This window comes from Ancylobacter crimeensis (assembly GCF_023016805.1).
Classification (GTDB): Bacteria; Pseudomonadota; Alphaproteobacteria; order Rhizobiales; family Xanthobacteraceae; genus Ancylobacter; species Ancylobacter crimeensis.
In genome coordinates, this window is record NZ_JALKCH010000010.1 from 94,235 (window position 1) to 112,123 (window position 17,889).

The window sequence follows — 17,889 nt, forward strand, 5'->3', positions numbered from 1 at the left end:
CGCTCATCCGAGCGCGGCGAGGGCATCGGCATAGGCGCTTGCATGCGAACCCTCGTGGTTCGCCATGCCGGGCTTGGTGAGCACGCCGCGCCGCGGCGGTATGTAGGAGAGAATCCGGCGCTTCGGCTTCTCGTGCCACGCCAGATTGAAGGCGGCATAGCGGGGGAAGAACTCCATCTCGCTGTAGGGGAGATGGTCGTGAACCCACCATGCCATCGCCTCCCAGCGTCCGGTGGCTTCGTAGAAGGGGATGAAGGCGTTCACCACCACGCAGGCGGTGGCGCCCATCAATCCCTCGCCATCGCGGCGGTCCCAGATGTGCCCGGCGGCACTAGCTTCGTTGGAAGCGCAGTTCCAGCCCCGCTCATTGCCGAGCCGGTTGACCGCCGCGGCACGGAAGGCGGAGCGGATCGAGAGGCGGCCGAATCGCGCCTGCAGCGGCTCCAGCAAATCTTCGCAAAGCTTTCTGCCGCCCGCGATGGCGAGGTCCGGATCGTCCGGGATATTGGGCAGGCCGTTAAAGCTCGCGATCTCCGAATAGAGGAAATCGCGCAAGAAGAAGGAGCGCGAAAGCCGCACCCGCCCCAATTCCTCCAGCGCGCGCACGCTGCCAGGCCGCTTCATGCGGGGCGCCATTCATAGCGCCAGATGGCAAGGCCGGAGCGTGGGTTGATGCCGGCCTCGCGGCGCACGAACCCCTCCCGCTCATAGAAGCGCACGGCTCGCGGATTGTCCTGGTTGACGTGCAGGTCGAGTCCCGCGGGGGAGAGCCGCCGGGCCTCGCCCAGCAGCGCGTCGGCGATGCCGGTGCCGAACCAGCGCGGGCCGATGACGAGCTGGTCGAGATAGCGCGTCGCGGGCGAGACGACGACGAAGCCCGCCAGAGCTCCCGTCTCCCGTTGATCGAAAGCGAGGCGAGTGATGGCACCGCTGCCGGCCAGTTCGTCGAGCCGGCCTTCGAACCATGCGACCCGGGCGGCGAAGTCGATGGCGGGAAGCGTCGCCTGCCACGCGGCGACCCAGAGCGGCAGCATCGCCGGCCGATCGTCCGGGCCCGCGTCCCGGAAGGCGAGGTGGAGCGCAGCGGGTGAAGGTGCGCGGTCCGGGCGGTGGGCGTTCATGGAGACCTGCACCTTCTCCGCCGTTCGTCAAAGCCGGTGGTGCCGGCGCGGATCATCCGGGCCCTGAAGCCCTCTGCGATCCGGTAGAACATCTGATCGGAAAGGAAATGCTCCAGATTCAAGCACCGATCTAGCGTTCGGTGAGCTTGAGTTCGATGCGGCGGTTGCGGGCGCGGGCTTCCTCGGTGTCGGCGGTGTCGAGAGGCTGGTATTCGCCGAACCCGGCGGCGACGAGGTGCACCGGGTTGACGCCCTTGCTGATCAGATATTGCACCACCGCGATGGCGCGCGCGGCCGAAAGCTCCCAGTTGGACGGGAATTGCGGGGTCTGAATCGGCCGGTTGTCGGTGTGGCCGTCGACCCGCAGCACCCAGGACAGGTCGGACGGGATCTCGGTTTCCAGCGCTTTGATCGCCTCGGCCAGTTTGTCGAGGGCGGGATCCGATTCGGGGCGGAGCGACGCGGCGCCGCGATCGAAGAAGATCTCCGACTGGAACACGAAGCGGTCGCCCACCACGCGGATATCCGGCCGGTCGCCGAGGATCTGCCGCAGCCGGCCGAAGAACTCGGAGCGGAATCGGGTCAGTTCCTGAACCCGCTGGGCGAGGGCGAGATTGAGGCGTCGCCCCATGTCGGCGAGCTTGGCCTGGCTGTCCTTGTCCTTCTGCTCGGAGGCCTGCAGCGCCTCCTCAAGGGCCGCCATCTGGCGGCGCAGCGCGGCGATCTGCTGGTTGAGCAGGTCGATCTGGGTGAGGGCCTGCGCGGCGGCGTCCTTCTGGTCGCCGAGCTGCCGGGCAAGGTCGGCATTGCGCTGCTGGGCTTCGGCGCTGGTGTCGGCGGGAGCGCTCCCGAGCTGCGACTGCAGCTTGTCGCGCTCCTGCTCCAGCATGACGAGGGAGGACCGGAGTTTGCCGACCTCGCTCTCGGAATCGTCGTTGTTGCTGCGCTCCAGCGCCAGCAGCTCGGTGAGCTGGCGTATCTGCGCCTGCAGGCGCTGCATCGCGGTGTCCTTGCCGGACATTTCCTGCGTCAGATAGAACTGCGCCAGCACGAACACGGTGAGCAGGAAGACGAAGACGAGCAGCAGCGTCGACAACGCGTCGACGAAGCCCGGCCAGTAGTCGATCTGCCGGTCGCGGCCGCGGAAGCGTCCAAGAGCCATTTCAGCGTCCTGCCATTTCAGCGCCTGCCATCAGATGCGCTCGCGCTCGGCGAGGCGTTCCAGCAGCTTCTTGATGTCCTGCTGCTGCTCGGCCTGCGCTTCCACCCAGTCGCGCACCATCTGCTGCTCGCTGCGCATGTGCTGGACGAGACCCTGCAGGCTCTCGGCGAGATGCGCCATCGAGGCGGTCACGCGCTGGGAGCCGGCTTCGTTCATCGTGCGTTCCAGTCGTTCCACCGCCTGGGTGAGCTGGGCAAGACTGGGCGAGGGCAGCGCGAGAGGAGCCGGAACCACCACCGTCGCGCCGCCGGAGGCGACGGGGGCCGGCGTGGCGGACGGATAGGCACTGACGGGAACGGGTGGGCCGACGCGGTGCTCAAGGCCATAGTCGGCGACCGTGGTGGAGAGCCAGTCTTCGAGATCCGTGTAGAACCGGTTCTGCGCCTGACCGGCCTGCAGATCGAGGAAGCCGAGGACCAGCGAGCCGGCGAGGCCGAAGAGCGAAGACGAGAACGAGATGCCCATGCCCGCCAGCGGCGCGGCCAAGCCGGACTTCATTGCCTCCAGGATCGAGCCGGAATCGGGACCCACATCCAGCGAGCCGATCACCTTGGCGATGGAGGAGACGGTTTCCAGAAGGCCCCAGAAGGTGCCGAGCAGGCCGAGGAAGATGAGCAGGCCGGTAAGGTAGCGCAACAGGTCGCGCGCCTCGTCAAGCCGGGTGCCGATGGATTCCAGCACGCCGCGCATGGTGGTCTGCGAGATGGCCATGCGTCCGATCCGGTCGCGCAGCAGAACCGCCATGGGCGCCAGCAGCACCGGGGAATGGCGCACCGCGAGGCCGGGATCGGCGAGGCGCACGCTGTTGACCCACTCGACCTCGGGGAACAGGCGGAACACCTGGCGGAAGGCGAAGATGACGCCGATGGCCAGCACGCCGAAGATGACGCCGTTGAGTCCCGGATTGTTGAGGAACGCCGCTATGATCTGGCGGTACATCACCGCGGCCAGCGCCCCGCACAGCAGGACGAACACCAGCATCCGGACCAGGAAGATCCTCGGCGAGGAGAGCTTCTGGAAGGGATCTGCCGCTTCAGACATGGGCCGCCGTCTCCTCATCGGCGCGGCGCCATGCGCGCCGCGCGCCCGCCGCAAATCGGGCGCCGCGACTATGCCACAGGCGGGCTGAAATGGAACGCGGCGTGAGGCCTTATCGCCTGCGATCTTCAGGCGCTGCGGATAACGCTCAGCAGATCGCGGCGGATGATCTCGTTACCGGCGACGATGTCGCCCTTGTCGAGCATCTTGTCGGCGTCGTCGAGGTCCGAGACGTAGCCGCCGGCCTCGCGCACGAGAATCACGCCCGCCGCCATGTCCCAGGCCGAGAGGTTGCGCTCCCAGAAGCCGTCGAAGCGGCCGGCGGCGACCCAGGCGAGGTCGAGCGCAGCCGAGCCGGTGCGGCGCAGGCCAGCGACCTTCGGGGCGAGGGCGAAATATTCCTTGGCGAAGGCGCCGAGATTGCCGCGGCCCATATGCGGCATGCCGCAGGTGATGACGCAGTCGGCGAGGCTGCGCCGCGCTGCGACGCGGATGCGCCGGTCGTTCATGAAGGCGCCGGCGCCCTTCTCGGCGACGAACATCTCGTCGGTGACCGGATTGAAGATGAGGCCGGCCACCGGTACGCCGTCGCGCGCCAGGGCGAGCGAGATCGAAAACAGCGGAATGCCGTGAAGGAAGTTCGTGGTGCCGTCCAGCGGGTCGATGATCCAGCGATTGGCGGTGTCGGTGCCGGCGACTTCGCCGCTCTCTTCCATCAGGAAGCCGAAATTCGGGCGGGCCTTCTGCAACTCTTCCTTCAGGATGCGCTCGGCCTTGCGATCGGCATTGGAGACGAAATTGGCCGGACCCTTGAGCGAAACCTGCAGGTTCTCGACCTCACCGAAATCGCGAACCAGCGAGCGGCCGGCCTTACGCGCGGCCTGGACCATGACGGTCATGAGCGGGGAGCGGATCATGGCACTTTCCGGTGATGGCGCAGGATGGGCCGCGGCATAGCACGGCACCGGTCCGGCGCTGAGGTTTCGCGGGCGAGGCTTTGCCGGCTCGTGTGCCCCGCGGGACAGGCCGCCGTCAAGGGCCGGACCCCGCCCCGGAGCGCATGGCAGCCGTGCCGCGTCGCCGCGCCGGCACCGGAACGGCCCGCGCGGACGTCGAGCCCGTCGCCGCGGCGTCGTAGGTGGCACGGGCGCCTGCGATGGCATGGCTGTGGCGGGCCGCCCAGGCAACCAGCCCGTTCATCGGCTCCAGCAGCGAGATGCCAAGCAGCGTCAGACGGTATTCCACGCTCGGCGGCGTGGTGGGGAACACGGTGCGCGCGATCAGGCCGTCGCGCTGCAGGTTGCGCAGCGTTTCGGTCAGCATGCGCTGGGAGATGTCGTCGATGCCGCGCCGCAACGCACCGAAACGCTTGGGTCCGGTGGAGAGGTGCAGGACGAGCAGGTAGCTCCATTTGTCGCCCAGCCTGTCGAGGATGCCGCGAATGGGACAGTCGGGGCTGTAGCCGAGGTCGGGCGGGGCGGAGGGCGCAGGGATCGGGGCGGGGTTGGCGCTGGGCATGGCTCTTGCGGAGGATGGCCGCGGACACTCTCATGCCGGGCGCGTACTGGTCTCCCGTCGAGACTAGCACGCAGGACGCAACCGCGTCACGGCTTGCGGTGCATACAGGATGAGGCGTGTCGTTCAGCCGAGGCCGATCCGCTGCTCCGGAGCGGGGCCGAGGTCGAGCGACAATTGCTCCAGACGGGCGGCGGCGGCATTCACGGCCTGGGCGACGCTGCGCTCGGTCTGTTCCAGTCGGGCGAGGGCGGTGGCGCGGGCGGCGCGCTGGTCGGCAAGGTCACGTTCCAGCGTGGCGAGTCGGCGGCGGGTTTCCGCCAGTTCGTCGGCGATGGTGATGGCGGCCATGACGCTGAGGCGCTGGTCGCCGATCTCGCCGAAGGAGCGGCGCAGCCCGTCGATGCGGGAGTCGACCTCGGCGGCGAGCCGGGTGAGGTGTTCCTCCTGCCCCTCGTCGCAGGCCATCCGGTAATTGCGGCCGGCGATGCTCACCGTCACATGCGCCATATGTCCGGGTCCTTCCGCTGTCACGTGCGATCCTTCAGCGCTCATGCGCAGTAAGCACCGCACGGATGGTCTCCATGGCGCTGCCGAGGCGGCGCGAGACCTCCTGGTTCACCGTGGCAAGGTGCTCGGCACGCGCCTTCTCGCCGTCGAGTGCGTCGGCGAGACGGGAACGGTCGAGACCGAGCACATGGATCTGCTGGGCGAGGGTCGCCTCCTCGCTCTCGATTTCGCGACGGCGGGCGAGCGCCTCCTCCAACGCCGCGACGGCGTCGTTCAGGCGGCGCGTGGCCGCGTCGAGCGAACCCGGTTCAGACATGGTGCGAACGACTCCCCGGTCGAAGAACAGGTCCCGTCCGCGTCATTGAGCCCAGCTGCGGGGGAAGCGTCAACCGTCAGGGGCCGGGCGGCCGCGGCAAAGGTGATCTGCGGCAAAGGCGACGATCCGGCCTCACGGTCGCCCACAGGCATCGTGGTCCATTTGACACGTTGCCGCGCGATGTTATCACTCGCCAACCTCGCCCCGGCACCGGCCCGTCGAGTTCTCGCATGCCGAGTTTCGGCCTGTCCGCCCGGTCCTTCCCGCCGATCGGAGATTGCGTTCCTCATGTCGAATCGCGAAAAGCACGACCGCATGGCCAATGCCATCCGGTTCCTGGCCATGGACGCCGTCCAGGCTGCGAATTCCGGCCATCCGGGCCTGCCCATGGGCGCGGCGGACATCGCGACCGTCCTGTTCACCAAGGTGCTGAAGTTCGACGCCACCGATCCGAACTGGGCGGACCGCGACCGTTTCATCCTCTCGGCCGGCCACGGCTCGATGCTGCTCTATTCGCTTCTCTACCTCACGGGCTATGAGGGCGTGTCGATCGAGGACATCAAGCAGTTCCGCCAGCTCGGTTCCAAGACGCCGGGACATCCCGAATACCACCACACCGTCGGCGTCGAGACCACCACCGGCCCGCTCGGCCAGGGACTCGCCAATTCGGTCGGCTTCGCGCTGGGCGAGCGCATCATGGCCGCGCAGTTCGGCGGCGACCTCGTCGACCACTATACCTATGCGCTGGTCGGCGACGGCTGTTTGATGGAAGGCATTTCCGAGGAGGCCATCGAGCTCGCCGGGCACCTCAAGCTCGGCAAGCTGATCGTCCTCTATGACGACAACCACATCACCATCGACGGCCCGACCTCGCTGTCGGTCTCGACCGACCAGCTCGCCCGCTTCGAGGCCTCCGGCTGGGACGCCACCCGGATCGACGGCCACGATCCCGAGGCGATCCTCGCCGCGCTCGAGCGCGCCAAGACCACCGACAAGCCCTCGCTGATCGCCTGCCGCACCACCATCGGCTTCGGTTCGCCGAACAAGGCCGGCTCCAATGGCGTGCACGGTTCCCCGCTCGGCGCCGCCGAGATCGCCGCGACCCGGCAGGCGCTCAACTGGGAGGCTGAGCCCTTCGTCGTGCCGACCGACGTGCTCGACGCCTGGCGTCTCGCCGGCCTGCGCTCCCGGCAGGCCCACAAGGCCTGGTCGCAGCGCCTGGCGGACACGGAGATCGAGCTGCGCTCCGAATTCGAGCGCCGGCTGCGCGGCGACTTACCCTCCAGGTTCGCCGAGGCGATCAACGGCGTCATCGCCAAGGCGATCGCCGATGGCGGTGCGGTCGCTACCCGCAAGTCCTCGGAGATCGTGCTCGACACCATCACCCAGACGGTGCCGGAACTGGTGGGCGGCTCGGCCGACCTCACCCATTCCAACAACACCAAGACCAAGGCCGTCTCCAAGGCAGTCGAGGCCGGCGACTATGCCGGCCGCTATGTGAACTGGGGTATCCGCGAGCATGCCATGGCCGCGGGCATGAACGGCCTGGCCCTGCATGGCGGCCTCATCCCCTATGGCGGCACCTTTCTGGTGTTCTCCGATTATTGCCGCCCCTCGATCCGCCTCTCGGCGCTGATGGGCATCCGGGTCGTGTATGTCTTCACCCATGATTCGATCGGCGTCGGCGAGGACGGGCCCACGCACCAGCCGGTCGAGCATCTCGCCGCGCTGCGTGCGATCCCGAACCTGCTGGTGTTCCGGCCCTGCGACACGGTGGAGACGGCCGAGGCCTGGAAGATCGCGCTGGAGCACAAGACCAGCCCGACCGTGCTGGCCCTGACCCGCCAGAACCTGCCGCTGCTGCGCACCGAGCCGAGCGAGAAGTGCCTGTCCGCCCGTGGCGCCTACGAGATCATCGCGTCCTCGGGGACGGCGAAGGTCTCGCTGTTCGCCTCCGGCTCCGAGGTGAGCCTTGCGGCCGAGGCGCGCGAGCTGCTGGAAGCCAGGGGCGTGCCCACCCGCGTCGTCTCCGTGCCGTGCTTCGAGCTGTTCGAGAACCAGCCGGAGGAGACCCGCCGGCAGGTCATCGGCTCGGCGCCGGTGAAGATCGCCATCGAGGCCGGCATCCGGCAGGGCTGGGACGGGCTGATCGGTTCGGATATCGGCTTCGTCGGCATGAGCGGGTTCGGCGCCTCCGGCCCGGCGCCGCAGGTGTTCGCCCATTTCGGCATCACCAAGGAAGCGGTGGTTGCCGCCGCCGAGGCGAAGCTCGGCAAGGTCGGCTGACGCCGGTCCGGCAGCTTTTTCCGGCGGCGTCCGCGCCGCCGGACATCCGACTTACACATGCCGTGCCGCCCGCGTCCGGGAAGCATGTCCAGACCTTTTCCGACCGTCGGGAGGGAGCGGTCTTCGGATACCTGACACGCGATTTTCGTCCGGACTGCGCTATCCCGGTTTTCCCACGCGCGTCAATGGCTTGGCATACGCTGCACAAAATGCACGAATAGCCGCCAGAGCTGCGCAATTGTGCCGCGAGGGATATGTTGCCGTCTGGTCTCGCGTGCCTCGCCACGCTAATGAGGCGGCATACCGACGGTCTCGGGACTGGTCTCGTTTACTGGGGAATGACGCATGACTGTGAAAGTCGCCATCAATGGCTTCGGGCGCATCGGCCGCAACGTGCTGCGCGCGATCGTCGAATCCGGCCGCACCGACATCGAGGTGGTCGCCATCAACGATCTCGGCCCGGTCGAGACCAACGCCCATCTCCTGCGCTTCGACTCGGTGCACGGCAAGTTCCCCGCCACTGTCGAGGTGCAGGGTGACGCCATCGTCATCAATGGCGGCAAGCCGATCAAGGTGACCGCGGTGCGCAACCCGGCCGAGCTGCCGCATGGCGAACTCGGCGTCGACATCGCGCTGGAATGCACCGGCATCTTCACCGCGCGCGACAAGGCCGCCGCCCATCTCACCGCAGGCGCCAAGCGCGTCGTGGTTTCGGCCCCCTCCGACGGCGCGGACCTCACCGTGGTCTATGGCGTCAACCACGACAAGCTGACCAAGGACCACCTCGTCATCTCCAACGCCTCCTGCACCACCAACTGCCTCGCGCCGGTGGCCAAGGTGCTGAACGATGTCATCGGCATCGACCACGGCATGATGACGACGATCCATTCCTACACCAACGACCAGCCCTCGCTTGACCAGATGCACAAGGATCTTTACCGCGCCCGCGCCGCGGCGCTGTCGATGATCCCGACCTCGACCGGCGCCGCCAAGGCCGTCGGCCTCGTGCTGCCGGAGCTGAAGGGCAAGCTGGACGGCTTCGCCCTGCGCGTGCCGACCCCGAACGTCTCCGTGGTGGACCTGAAGTTCGTCGCCAAGCGCGCGACCAGCAAGGAAGAGATCAACGAGGCCATCAAGGCGGCCGCCGAGGGCCCGCTGAAGGGCGTGCTGAACTACACCACTCAGCCCAACGTCTCGGTGGACTTCAACCACGACCCGCACTCCTCGACCTTCCACATGGACCAGACCAAGGTGATGGAAGGCAAGTTCGTGTCGATCCTCACCTGGTACGACAATGAGTGGGGCTTCTCGAACCGCATGTGCGACACCTCGGTCGCCCTCGCGAAGCTGATCTGAAGATGAGCCTCCCCGCCGTCGCGATCGGTTGTCTTATTCTGATCGCGACGGTGGTTCCGTCGCCGGCCCAGAGCTTTTTCTGCGATAGACCTCGCAAACCCTACATTCCATCCTACTCGACGGATCGCTCCGGCATGGAGCGCGCCCAGGATGACGTCGAACACTATACGCGCCGGATGAAAGAATACGTTGAGTGCGTCCAGAACGAACAGGCGGATGCGGTCGACGAGCACAGGCGTGTAATTCGCGAATGGAATGACGCGGTCTCATCGTACAATAATCGATAGGACCAGAGATGACCCAATCCGCTTTCCGCACCCTCGACGACGCCGACCTGGCCGACAAGCGCGTGCTCGTGCGCGTCGACCTCAACGTCCCGATGGACAATGGCCGCGTCACCGACGACACCCGCATCATCGCCGTGCTGCCGACCATTCGCGAGATTTCGGAGAAGGGCGGCAAGGTCATCCTGCTCGCTCATTTCGGCCGGCCGAAGGGCGAGGATCCCAAGCTCACGCTCGCTCCGATCGCGCGCGAGGTCGCCGACCGGCTGGGCCGCCCGGTGACCTTCGTGCCTGCAACCATCGGTCCGGTGGCGGAAGAGGCGGTCGCCGCCATGGCGCCGGGCGACATCGTGCTCCTGGAGAACACCCGCTTTCACGCCGGCGAGGAAAAGAACGACCCCGCCTTCGTCGAGGCGTTGGCGAAGCTCGGCGATCTCTATGTGAACGACGCCTTCGCCACCGCCCACCGCGCCCATGCCTCCACCGAGGGGCTCGCCCACCATTTGCCGGCCTATGCGGGCCGCTGCATGCAGGAGGAGATCGAGGCGCTCGCCCGCGCGCTCGAAGCGCCCCAGCGTCCGGTCATGGCGGTGGTCGGCGGCGCAAAGGTGTCGTCCAAGCTCGATCTGCTCGGCAATCTCGTGAAGAAGGTGGACCTGCTCGTCATCGGCGGCGGCATGGCCAACACCTTCCTCGCCGCCGAGGGCAAGGATGTCGGCAAATCGCTCTGCGAGCACGACCTCACCGGCACGGCGCGCGAGATCGTGCAGAAGGCGAAGGACGCCGGCTGCGAGATCGTGCTGCCGGTCGATGCGGTGGTCGCAAAGGACTTCAAGGCCCATGCCGAGCATCGCGTGGTGCCGGTGGACGGTGTCGCGGCGGACGAGATGATCCTCGACGCCGGTCCCGCTTCTGTCGAGCACGTCATCGCCAAGCTGGCGGGGGTGAAGACCGTGGTCTGGAACGGTCCCTTCGGCGCGTTCGAGCTGGAGCCCTTCGACATCGCCACGGTGGCGGTGGCCAAGGCGGCGGCCGATCTGACCCAGAAGGGCGACATCCTGTCGGTTGCCGGCGGCGGCGACACGGTGGCGGCTCTGAACCATGCGGGCGCGGCGCAGGAGTTCAGCTATGTCTCCACCGCGGGGGGCGCCTTCCTCGAATGGTTGGAAGGCAAGGCGCTGCCGGGCGTCGAGGCCCTGCGCCGCTGAGATTTCGACGGATCGGCCCATGGGTCCCGTGACGATGCCCGGGTCTTGGCCCGGGCATTTTCGTGCGTCCGGTCGCTTCTTCCATGTGGCGTCCCGCGCACCGGCAGCGTGAGACACGCGCTGTCCCCCGCCGATCAGACTTTCACACAGCCGCTGCTATACTCGCAGGCAGCCGATCCGCTGCGGAAGAACGGGCTGCGGCGGATCGGCTGTTCCATGTTTACGCGCGGGAGAGACGGATGACGGAAGGTCTGGACGCTGTTGCCTACAGGATGTGTGCGGGTGGAAAGGGGCTTCTCGCGGCGGATGAGAGCACGAGCACCATCAAGAAGCGCTTCGATGCGATCGGCGTGGAATCGACGTTCGAGAATCGTCGCGATTACCGCGAGATGCTGTTCCGCTCCGACGAGGCGATGAAGGACTATATTTCCGGCGTCATCCTGTTCGATGAAACCATCCGGCAGAACGCGCAGGACGGCACGCCGCTGGTGAAGCTGATCGAGGCCGCCGGCTCCATTCCCGGCATCAAGGTCGACGAGGGCGCCAAGCCGCAGGCCGGCTTTCCCGGCGAGACCGTGACCGAAGGCCTGGACGGGCTCGACGGGCGGCTGAAGGACTATTACGCGCTCGGCGCCCGCTTCGCCAAATGGCGGGCGGTCATCGACATCGGCGCGGGCATTCCGAGCTACGGCTCCATCCTGGCCAATGCGCAGGCGCTGGCCCGCTATGCCGCGCTCTGCCAGGCCAATGACATCGTGCCGATCGTCGAGCCCGAAGTGCTGATGGATGGCGCCCATGACATCGACACCTGCTACCACGTCACCGAATGGGTGCTGAAGGAGGTGTTCCAGCAGCTTTATTATTCCCGCATCCGGCTGGAAGGCATGGTGCTGAAGCCGAACATGGTCGTGTCCGGCATGACGTGCCCCAGGCAGGCCTCCGTCGCCGAGGTCGCCGAGAAGACCGTGCGCCTCCTGAAGAACTGCGTGCCGTCCGCCGTGCCGGGCATCGCGTTCCTGTCCGGCGGCCAGTCGGACGAGGAGGCGACCGCCCATCTCGACGCCATGATCCGCCATGGCGGGCTGCCCTGGAACCTAACCTTCTCCTATGGCCGTGCCTTGCAGGCCGCCCCGCAGAAGGCGTGGAGCGGGAAGGCCGAGAATGTCGCTGCCGGGCAGGCCGCATTTACCCATCGCGCCCGCATGAATCACCTCGCCGCGCTTGGCCAATGGAGCGAGGCGATCGAGCAGAAGCAGGCGGCCTGAGCCCTTCGTTGGCGGTAGAAACGTCGCCCGTTCGGGCGGCGTTTTCGTTCTGCGGGGCGATTCCGGGCTTCGCGCGGCGGATGCCCGCGGCGCAAAAGGCTTTCGTGCGTGGCGCATGCGAGGTACAGCAGGGCGCCGCCGGATCTTGCTGCCGGTGCCAAGTCTATGGAATGACCGGCCTTTCCGTCCCATCGATTCACGGGAATGGCCGGGGTTGAGCGCGAAGCCACGGCGTGGTGCCCTGCTTTCGCCGACATGTTGCGGAAGGTCTCGGTTCCATGTCCCGCTCCGATAAGTCCCGCTCCGACACGTCCCACACCCGCGAGAGTTCCCGCGCCGCGAAGGAAACCGCCCGGCCGGCGCCGCGGCTGTTTCTCGTGCTTCCCCCGCAGGCCGTCATCGAGGCCGGGGGGCCGGGTCCGCTCGCGCAGATGGTGGGCGATCTCGCCGCCCATGTCGATCTCGCCTGCGTGCTGCTGCACCTCGCGGCCGATGAGAGCGAGGCCGGCGTGCCGCGTTTCCGCCCGCTGGTGCGCGCGGTGCAGGAGGGCGGCACGGCCTTCCTGGTGGCGCAGGATGGCGACGGTAATCCCGTCCGCCTCGCCGGCTTCGCTGCCGCGCTGGAGGCCGATGGCGCACAGCTCGACGGGCTCGCCGCGCTGCAGACGGCGCTGCCGAAGCTGCATCCCGATCGCATCGCCGGCGCGGCGGGCCTCGCTTCGCGCCACGACGCGATGACGGCGGGCGAGCTTGGTGCAAATTACGTGATGTTCGGCGATGTCGAGGACGGGCGCCTTACGCCCTTCGAGCAGGTGCTGGAGCGCGTCGAGTGGTGGGCGCAGCTTTTCGAACCGCCCTGCGTCGGCTACGCCCGCAGCCTCGAAGAGGCGAAGGTCCTCGTCGCGGCGGGCGCGGATTTCATCGCGGTCGAGGTCGGTCTTGTTGGTGCTGTGGGGGTGAGCGCGCTTGCCGCCGTTCTGGCCGCAGCGGAGATCGGATGATGCGCCCCCTGTTTCCGACATCGCTGTGTGGTTCCGCGCGCCGTGCGCCTCTGGCGGGGCTCGCGCTTCTGGCGGGGCTCGCCTTTCCCGGCGCCGGCCATGCGCAGGATCCCGCACCGAAGCCGGCGGTACGCCAGGTCCTGCCGAACGCCGCCACCGCGACTCCAACGGTGCCGGTTGCCGGCTCGCATGGCGATTCCGCCTATGCCGCCTATCAGCGCGGGCAATATGTGACCGCGCTCAAGCTGAGCCTTGCCCGTGCCGGACAGAATGATCCGGTCGCGATGACGCTGATCGCCGAGCTCTACAATCAGGGCTATGGCGTGCCGCAGGATTCGGCCAAGGCGCGGGACTGGTATGAAAAGGCGGCCGCACTCGGCAATGCCGATGCCCAGTTCGCCCTTGGCGTGATGAAGCTGCAGGGCACCGGCATCGCGAAGGACGAGGTCGGCGCCGCCGACCTGTTCGTCAAATCGGCCCAGAAGGGCGATCCGGCGGCGGCGTATAATCTCGGCCTGCTCTATCTGCAGGGCCGCGCGGTGCCGCGCGAACCGCAGGCCGCCGCGCAATGGTTCCAGAAGGCCGCGGACAAGGACCAGCCGGATGCGCTCTATGCGCTCGCCATCATGTATCGCGAGGGCAATGGCGTGCCGCAGGACCAGGCGCGCGCGGCCAAGCTGCTGGACCGCGCGGTGATCCTCGGCCACACGGTCGCGACCGTGGAATACGCCATCATGACCTTCAACGGCATTGGCGTTCCGAAGGACGAGGCCAAGGCGGCGAAGCTGTTTCGCAAGGCCGCGCTGGCCGGCAACCCGATCGCCCAGAACCGGCTCGCCCGCATCCTCTCCGCCGGCCGCGGCGCTCCCCAGGATGTGATCGGCGCGGCGGCCTGGCATATGGCGGCGCGTCAGCAGGGCCTGAAGGACGACATGCTGGACCAGATGATCGACAAGATGACGCCGGCCGACCGCGCGATGGCCGAGGCGAAGCTCAGGCTGTGGCAGGGCAGGGGCTAGAGGCCTGTCTTCCCGGGCGACGCCAAACGGGAAGACCGCAAGGGAAGGTCGCGGAAACGCTGGCGCCGCCGCCGCCCGAACGCGCGATGGCACGGTCTCGCGCCTTGCTACCGCCCTCGCTGGCGGCTACCAATCGTGTCGCTCCGCGCCGGTGGGGGGCTTCTTCCCGCCCGGCAATCCGCCGCGAGTTGCCCCTGCCGCGGCGGGGCGCTTCCGTTCCAAGCTCCGAGGTCGCGTTTTTGGCTGCCGTCCACCCGCTCATCCTCCGTCTCGTCCGGCATCTGGCGCTGTGCTTCGCCGGGCGGTCGCGGCGGCTGCTGTTCGCGCCCGTCATGGTGGCCTTCTTCGCAGCGGCGCTCCATGCCGTCCCGGCCCTCGCCTTCGATCCGATCGCGATCCGGCTCGACGCGCTGGTGGTGGACCTCGCTCCGGCCATCGAACTGCAGTCGAGCGAGACCGACCGCATCCAGGTTTCGACCTCGCCGGGTTCGGACGGAATCGTCCGCCGCATCGAGGTGCGCGCCGTCGCGCCGAGCCCGAGCGGCAGCCAGTGGGCCGTGTTCGCCCTGACCAACAACACCGACGAGCAGGTGGACCGCCTGATCGTCGCGCCGCATTACCGCATGGTCGGCTCCGGCGTGTTCTGGCCGGACCTCGGCAACCGGCGGATCGTGAACATCACGGCCAGCCAGGGCTTCCGTCCGGAGCGGCAGAGCGCGGCCGACGCCGACGTGTTCCTCATCACGCTCGACCCCGGCACCACCGTGACGCTGGTGGCCGAACTGACCAGCCCCAAGCTGCCGCAGCTCTATCTGTGGGAGCCGGAGGCGTTCAAGGACAAGGTCAACAGCTTCACGCTCTATAACGGCATCGTCATCGGCATCGCCGGACTGCTGGCGCTCTTCCTCACCATTCTCTTCGTGGTGAAGGGCAGCGCGATGTTCCCCGCGGCGGCGGCGCTGGCCTGGGCGGTGCTCGGCTATATCGGGCTCGATTTCGGCTTCTGGAGCAAGGTGTTCGGCATCTCGCCGCTGGCCCAGCAGTTCTGGCGCGCGGCCGGCGAGGCGATCCTCGCCGCCACGCTGGTCGTATTCCTGTTCGCCTATCTCAACCTCAATCGCTGGCATGTGCGCTACGCCCACATCGCGGCCGGCTGGCTGGTGTTCCTGGTCGCCCTTGTCGGGCTTGCGGTGCTGGATCCGGCGGCGGCGGCGGGCATTGCGCGCATCTCGCTGCTGGCGGTCGCCTTCATGGGGTTCGGCGTGGTGGTGTGGCTGGCACTGCATCGCTATGACCGCGCGGTGCTGATCATTCCCACCCTCTTCCTCATGGTGGTCTGGGTTGTCACCGCCGCCCTGGCGGTAACGGGGCGCATCGGCAACGACCTCGTGGCGCCGGCACTGCTGGGCGGGCTGGTGCTCATCGTCATGCTGATCGGCTTCACGGTAATGCAGCACGCCTTTGCCGGCCTCGGTGCGGTGGCGGGCGGTGCGCAGGAGCTGGAGCGGCGGGCGCTCGCGGTGGCGGGTTCCGGCGACGTGGTGTGGGACTGGGACGTCGACACCGACCGGATCCATGTCAGCCACGAAGCGGAGGAACTGCTCGGCTTCAAGCGCGGCGCGCTGGAGACCGAGGCGGCGGGGTGGCTCGACATCATCCATCCCTCCGACCGCGACCGCTTCCGCGCCACGCTGGACGGCGTGCTGGAGCAGCGCCGCGGCCGGGTGGACCAGGATTTCCGCCTGCGCGCCCGCGACGGCCATTATTTCTGGTTCAATCTCCGGGCACGGCCCGTGGTGGGCGCGGATGGCGAGGTGGTGCGTTGCATCGGCACGCTGTCCGACGTCACCAAGCTGCGCACCGCCGAGGAGCGCATCCTGCACGATGCGGTGCACGACAATCTGACCAGCCTGCCCAATCGCGAGCTGTTCCTCGACCGTCTTGCCTCGGCCATCAGCTTCGCGCGCGGCGACGAGGCGGCGAAGCCGACCGTTCTGCTGATCGACCTCGACCGCTTCAAGCTGGTGAACGCCAATCTCGGCATGGCGGCGGGCGACAGTCTGCTGCTCACCGTCGCCCGTCGGCTGATGCGGCTGATGAAGCCGCAGGACACGCTGGCGCGGCTCGGCGGCGACCATTTCGGCCTCGTGCTGACCTCCGAGCGCGATCCCGAGCGCATCACCGCCTTTGCCGATACGCTGCGCCGCACGCTCCGCGCGCCGGTGAGCTTCGGTGACCGCGAGATCTTCATCACCGCCTCGATCGGCCTCCTGATGGCCGATGGCCAGCGCCGCACCCCAGCCGAGATGCTGAAGGATGCCGAGCTCGCCATGTTCCACGCCAAGCGCGCGGGCGGCGACCGGATCGAGGTGTTCCGCCCCACCATGCGCGCCCATGCCATCGACCGCGTGGCGCTGGAGGAAGACCTGCGGCATGCCGTGCAGGGCGGCGAGATCAGCGTGCTGTTCCGTCCGGTCTTCCGGCTGGAGGGGCGCAAGCTCGCCGGCTTCGAAGCGGTGCCGCGCTGGAACCATCCGCGGCTCGGCATGCTGGCGCCGGAGGATTTCCGCGCCCTGGCCGAGGATAGCGGCATCATCGTCGATATCGGCCTGTTCACGCTGGACACCGCGGCGCGGCAGCTCGGCTCCTGGCAGCGCAGCGCGCGGGGCGAGCAGGTGTTCGTCTGCGTCGATGTCTCGTCCCGCCAGCTCCTGCGCCACGATCTGATCCAGGACATCAAGGCGGTGCTGGCCCGCAATCTCGTCACCCCCGGCTCGTTGAAGCTGGAGCTGGCGGAATCGCTGGTCATGGAGAACCCGGAATATTCCGCCCGCATGCTGGCGCGGCTGCGCGAACTGGGTGCGGGGCTTTCGCTCGGCGCGTTCGGCGCGGGCTATTCCTCGCTCGCTTATCTCCAGCGCCTGCCCTTCGACATGATCCGCATGGACCGCAGCCTGATCGCAGGCCTGGACGGGCGCTCGGGCGGCAAGGCGCAGCGTCCGCTGATCCTGCGCTCGCTGATCGCTCTGGCCCATGATCTCGGCATGGAGGTTCTGGCCGACGGCGCGGACAGCGAGGCGGGCGCCACCGCGCTGGCCCGGCTGGGCTGCGACTATGCCGAAGGTGCGCTGTTCGGCGACGCGCTGTCGGCGGACGATGCGCGCCGGCTGTTCCAGGGAGAGGCGCCGCCCACCTCGCTGCTGGAGCGCGGCCGAATCGGCGTGCGGGCGCGGACGGGTTCGGCGGATAAGAATGCCGGAGCAGCGCCCGCGCTGGCGGGCGCGGCGGCGACACAGAGTGAGGCCGCGACGGCGATTCCCCAGCGTGCATCGGCATCACCGGTTGGCGCCGGTCCGGCTTCGGCATCGCGTGCCGGCCTTGCGGCCCGCCCGGTTGCGCCCCGTCCGCAGGTGCCGGCATCGTCTGCGCCGGCATCGCATGCGCCGGCATCGCATGCGCCGGCATCGTCTGCGCCGCCGGCTCCTGCAACTCCTGGCTCACCCCCGGCCCGGCCTGTCGCGCCGCGTCCGGCCTCGGCGAGCGTGCCCGGCGCTCCGGCAAGCCCGGCCCGCCCCGCGGTTCCGACACGGCCTGCCGCGTCTCCCCGTCCGGCCGCACCGGCCACGACGGGACCGGGCGCACAATCCGGTGCGGGGCCCGGCGCGGGCAGCGAGAACGCGCAGACCCCGGCCCGCAGCGCACCGGGCGGCGGTTCGCGGAGCTGACGTTCTACAGGAGAAGCGGGTGC

Annotated in this window: 16 protein-coding genes; 8 read left to right on the forward strand and 8 right to left on the reverse strand. The window is 68.2% G+C overall.

The genetic code is table 11. The features are described 5' to 3' along the window. Positions 1–3 precede the first annotated feature (3 nt). From MWN34_RS15345 to MWN34_RS15380, 8 genes are all read right to left on the reverse strand, one after another. The gene (locus MWN34_RS15345; protein WP_247030185.1) at positions 4–624 is read right to left on the reverse strand and encodes a hypothetical protein; all 621 of its coding nucleotides are present in this window, start codon (positions 622–624) and stop codon (positions 4–6) included. After that, a complete protein-coding gene (locus MWN34_RS15350) occupies positions 621–1,121 on the reverse strand; it encodes a GNAT family N-acetyltransferase (protein ID WP_247030186.1) in 501 nt (166 codons plus the stop codon). The genes MWN34_RS15345 and MWN34_RS15350 overlap by 4 nt, the downstream gene beginning before the upstream one ends. Positions 1,122–1,251: 130 nt before the next feature. Then, positions 1,252–2,283, reverse strand: coding sequence for a peptidoglycan -binding protein (locus MWN34_RS15355; RefSeq protein ID WP_247030187.1), 1,032 nt, complete (start codon positions 2,281–2,283; stop codon positions 1,252–1,254). Between the two features lie 30 nt (positions 2,284–2,313). After that, positions 2,314–3,384 (reverse strand): flagellar motor protein MotA, encoded by a 1,071-nt coding sequence (locus MWN34_RS15360; RefSeq protein ID WP_247030188.1) that lies wholly within the window; start codon positions 3,382–3,384, stop codon positions 2,314–2,316. A gap of 125 nt (positions 3,385–3,509) precedes the next feature. Further along, positions 3,510–4,298, reverse strand: a complete 789-nt coding sequence (locus MWN34_RS15365) for an inositol monophosphatase family protein (RefSeq protein ID WP_247030189.1) — start codon at positions 4,296–4,298, stop codon at positions 3,510–3,512. Positions 4,299–4,413: 115 nt separating this feature from the next. Beyond that, positions 4,414–4,899 carry a winged helix-turn-helix transcriptional regulator gene (locus MWN34_RS15370; protein WP_247030190.1) on the reverse strand — a complete coding sequence of 162 codons (486 nt, stop codon included), beginning with the start codon at positions 4,897–4,899 and terminating at the stop codon, positions 4,414–4,416. 123 nt (positions 4,900–5,022) lie between these two features. After that, positions 5,023–5,406 carry a cell division protein ZapA gene (locus tag MWN34_RS15375; RefSeq protein ID WP_247030191.1) on the reverse strand — a complete coding sequence of 128 codons (384 nt, stop codon included), beginning with the start codon at positions 5,404–5,406 and terminating at the stop codon, positions 5,023–5,025. 34 nt (positions 5,407–5,440) lie between these two features. Further along, entirely contained in the window at positions 5,441–5,722 is a 282-nt protein-coding gene (locus MWN34_RS15380) for a DUF4164 family protein (protein WP_247030192.1), read from the reverse strand. Between the two features lie 288 nt (positions 5,723–6,010). On the opposite strand from MWN34_RS15380, the gene tkt reads away from it, so the two are divergent. From tkt to MWN34_RS15420, 8 genes are all read left to right on the forward strand, one after another. Next, the gene (tkt, locus tag MWN34_RS15385; RefSeq protein WP_247030193.1) at positions 6,011–8,008 is read left to right on the forward strand and encodes a transketolase; all 1,998 of its coding nucleotides are present in this window, start codon (positions 6,011–6,013) and stop codon (positions 8,006–8,008) included. A 345-nt stretch (positions 8,009–8,353) separates the two neighbouring features. Continuing rightward, positions 8,354–9,364, forward strand: a complete 1,011-nt coding sequence (gene gap, locus MWN34_RS15390; protein WP_247030194.1) for a type I glyceraldehyde-3-phosphate dehydrogenase — start codon at positions 8,354–8,356, stop codon at positions 9,362–9,364. A gap of 2 nt (positions 9,365–9,366) precedes the next feature. Further along, the gene (locus MWN34_RS15395) at positions 9,367–9,651 is read left to right on the forward strand and encodes a hypothetical protein (RefSeq protein ID WP_247030195.1); all 285 of its coding nucleotides are present in this window, start codon (positions 9,367–9,369) and stop codon (positions 9,649–9,651) included. An 8-nt stretch (positions 9,652–9,659) separates the two neighbouring features. After that, entirely contained in the window at positions 9,660–10,856 is a 1,197-nt protein-coding gene (locus MWN34_RS15400; RefSeq protein ID WP_247030196.1) for a phosphoglycerate kinase, read from the forward strand. 239 nt (positions 10,857–11,095) lie between these two features. Continuing rightward, complete coding sequence (locus MWN34_RS15405) at positions 11,096–12,121, forward strand: class I fructose-bisphosphate aldolase (protein ID WP_247030197.1); 1,026 nt, start codon at positions 11,096–11,098, stop codon at positions 12,119–12,121. A gap of 278 nt (positions 12,122–12,399) precedes the next feature. Continuing rightward, a complete protein-coding gene (locus MWN34_RS15410) occupies positions 12,400–13,122 on the forward strand; it encodes a thiamine phosphate synthase (protein ID WP_247030198.1) in 723 nt (240 codons plus the stop codon). Then, complete coding sequence (locus MWN34_RS15415) at positions 13,119–14,141, forward strand: tetratricopeptide repeat protein (RefSeq protein WP_247030199.1); 1,023 nt, start codon at positions 13,119–13,121, stop codon at positions 14,139–14,141. Before MWN34_RS15410 ends, MWN34_RS15415 begins: the two co-directional genes overlap by 4 nt. A gap of 332 nt (positions 14,142–14,473) precedes the next feature. Further along, positions 14,474–17,866 carry an EAL domain-containing protein gene (locus tag MWN34_RS15420; protein WP_247030279.1) on the forward strand — a complete coding sequence of 1,131 codons (3,393 nt, stop codon included), beginning with the start codon at positions 14,474–14,476 and terminating at the stop codon, positions 17,864–17,866. The last annotated feature ends 23 nt before the right edge of the window (positions 17,867–17,889 follow it).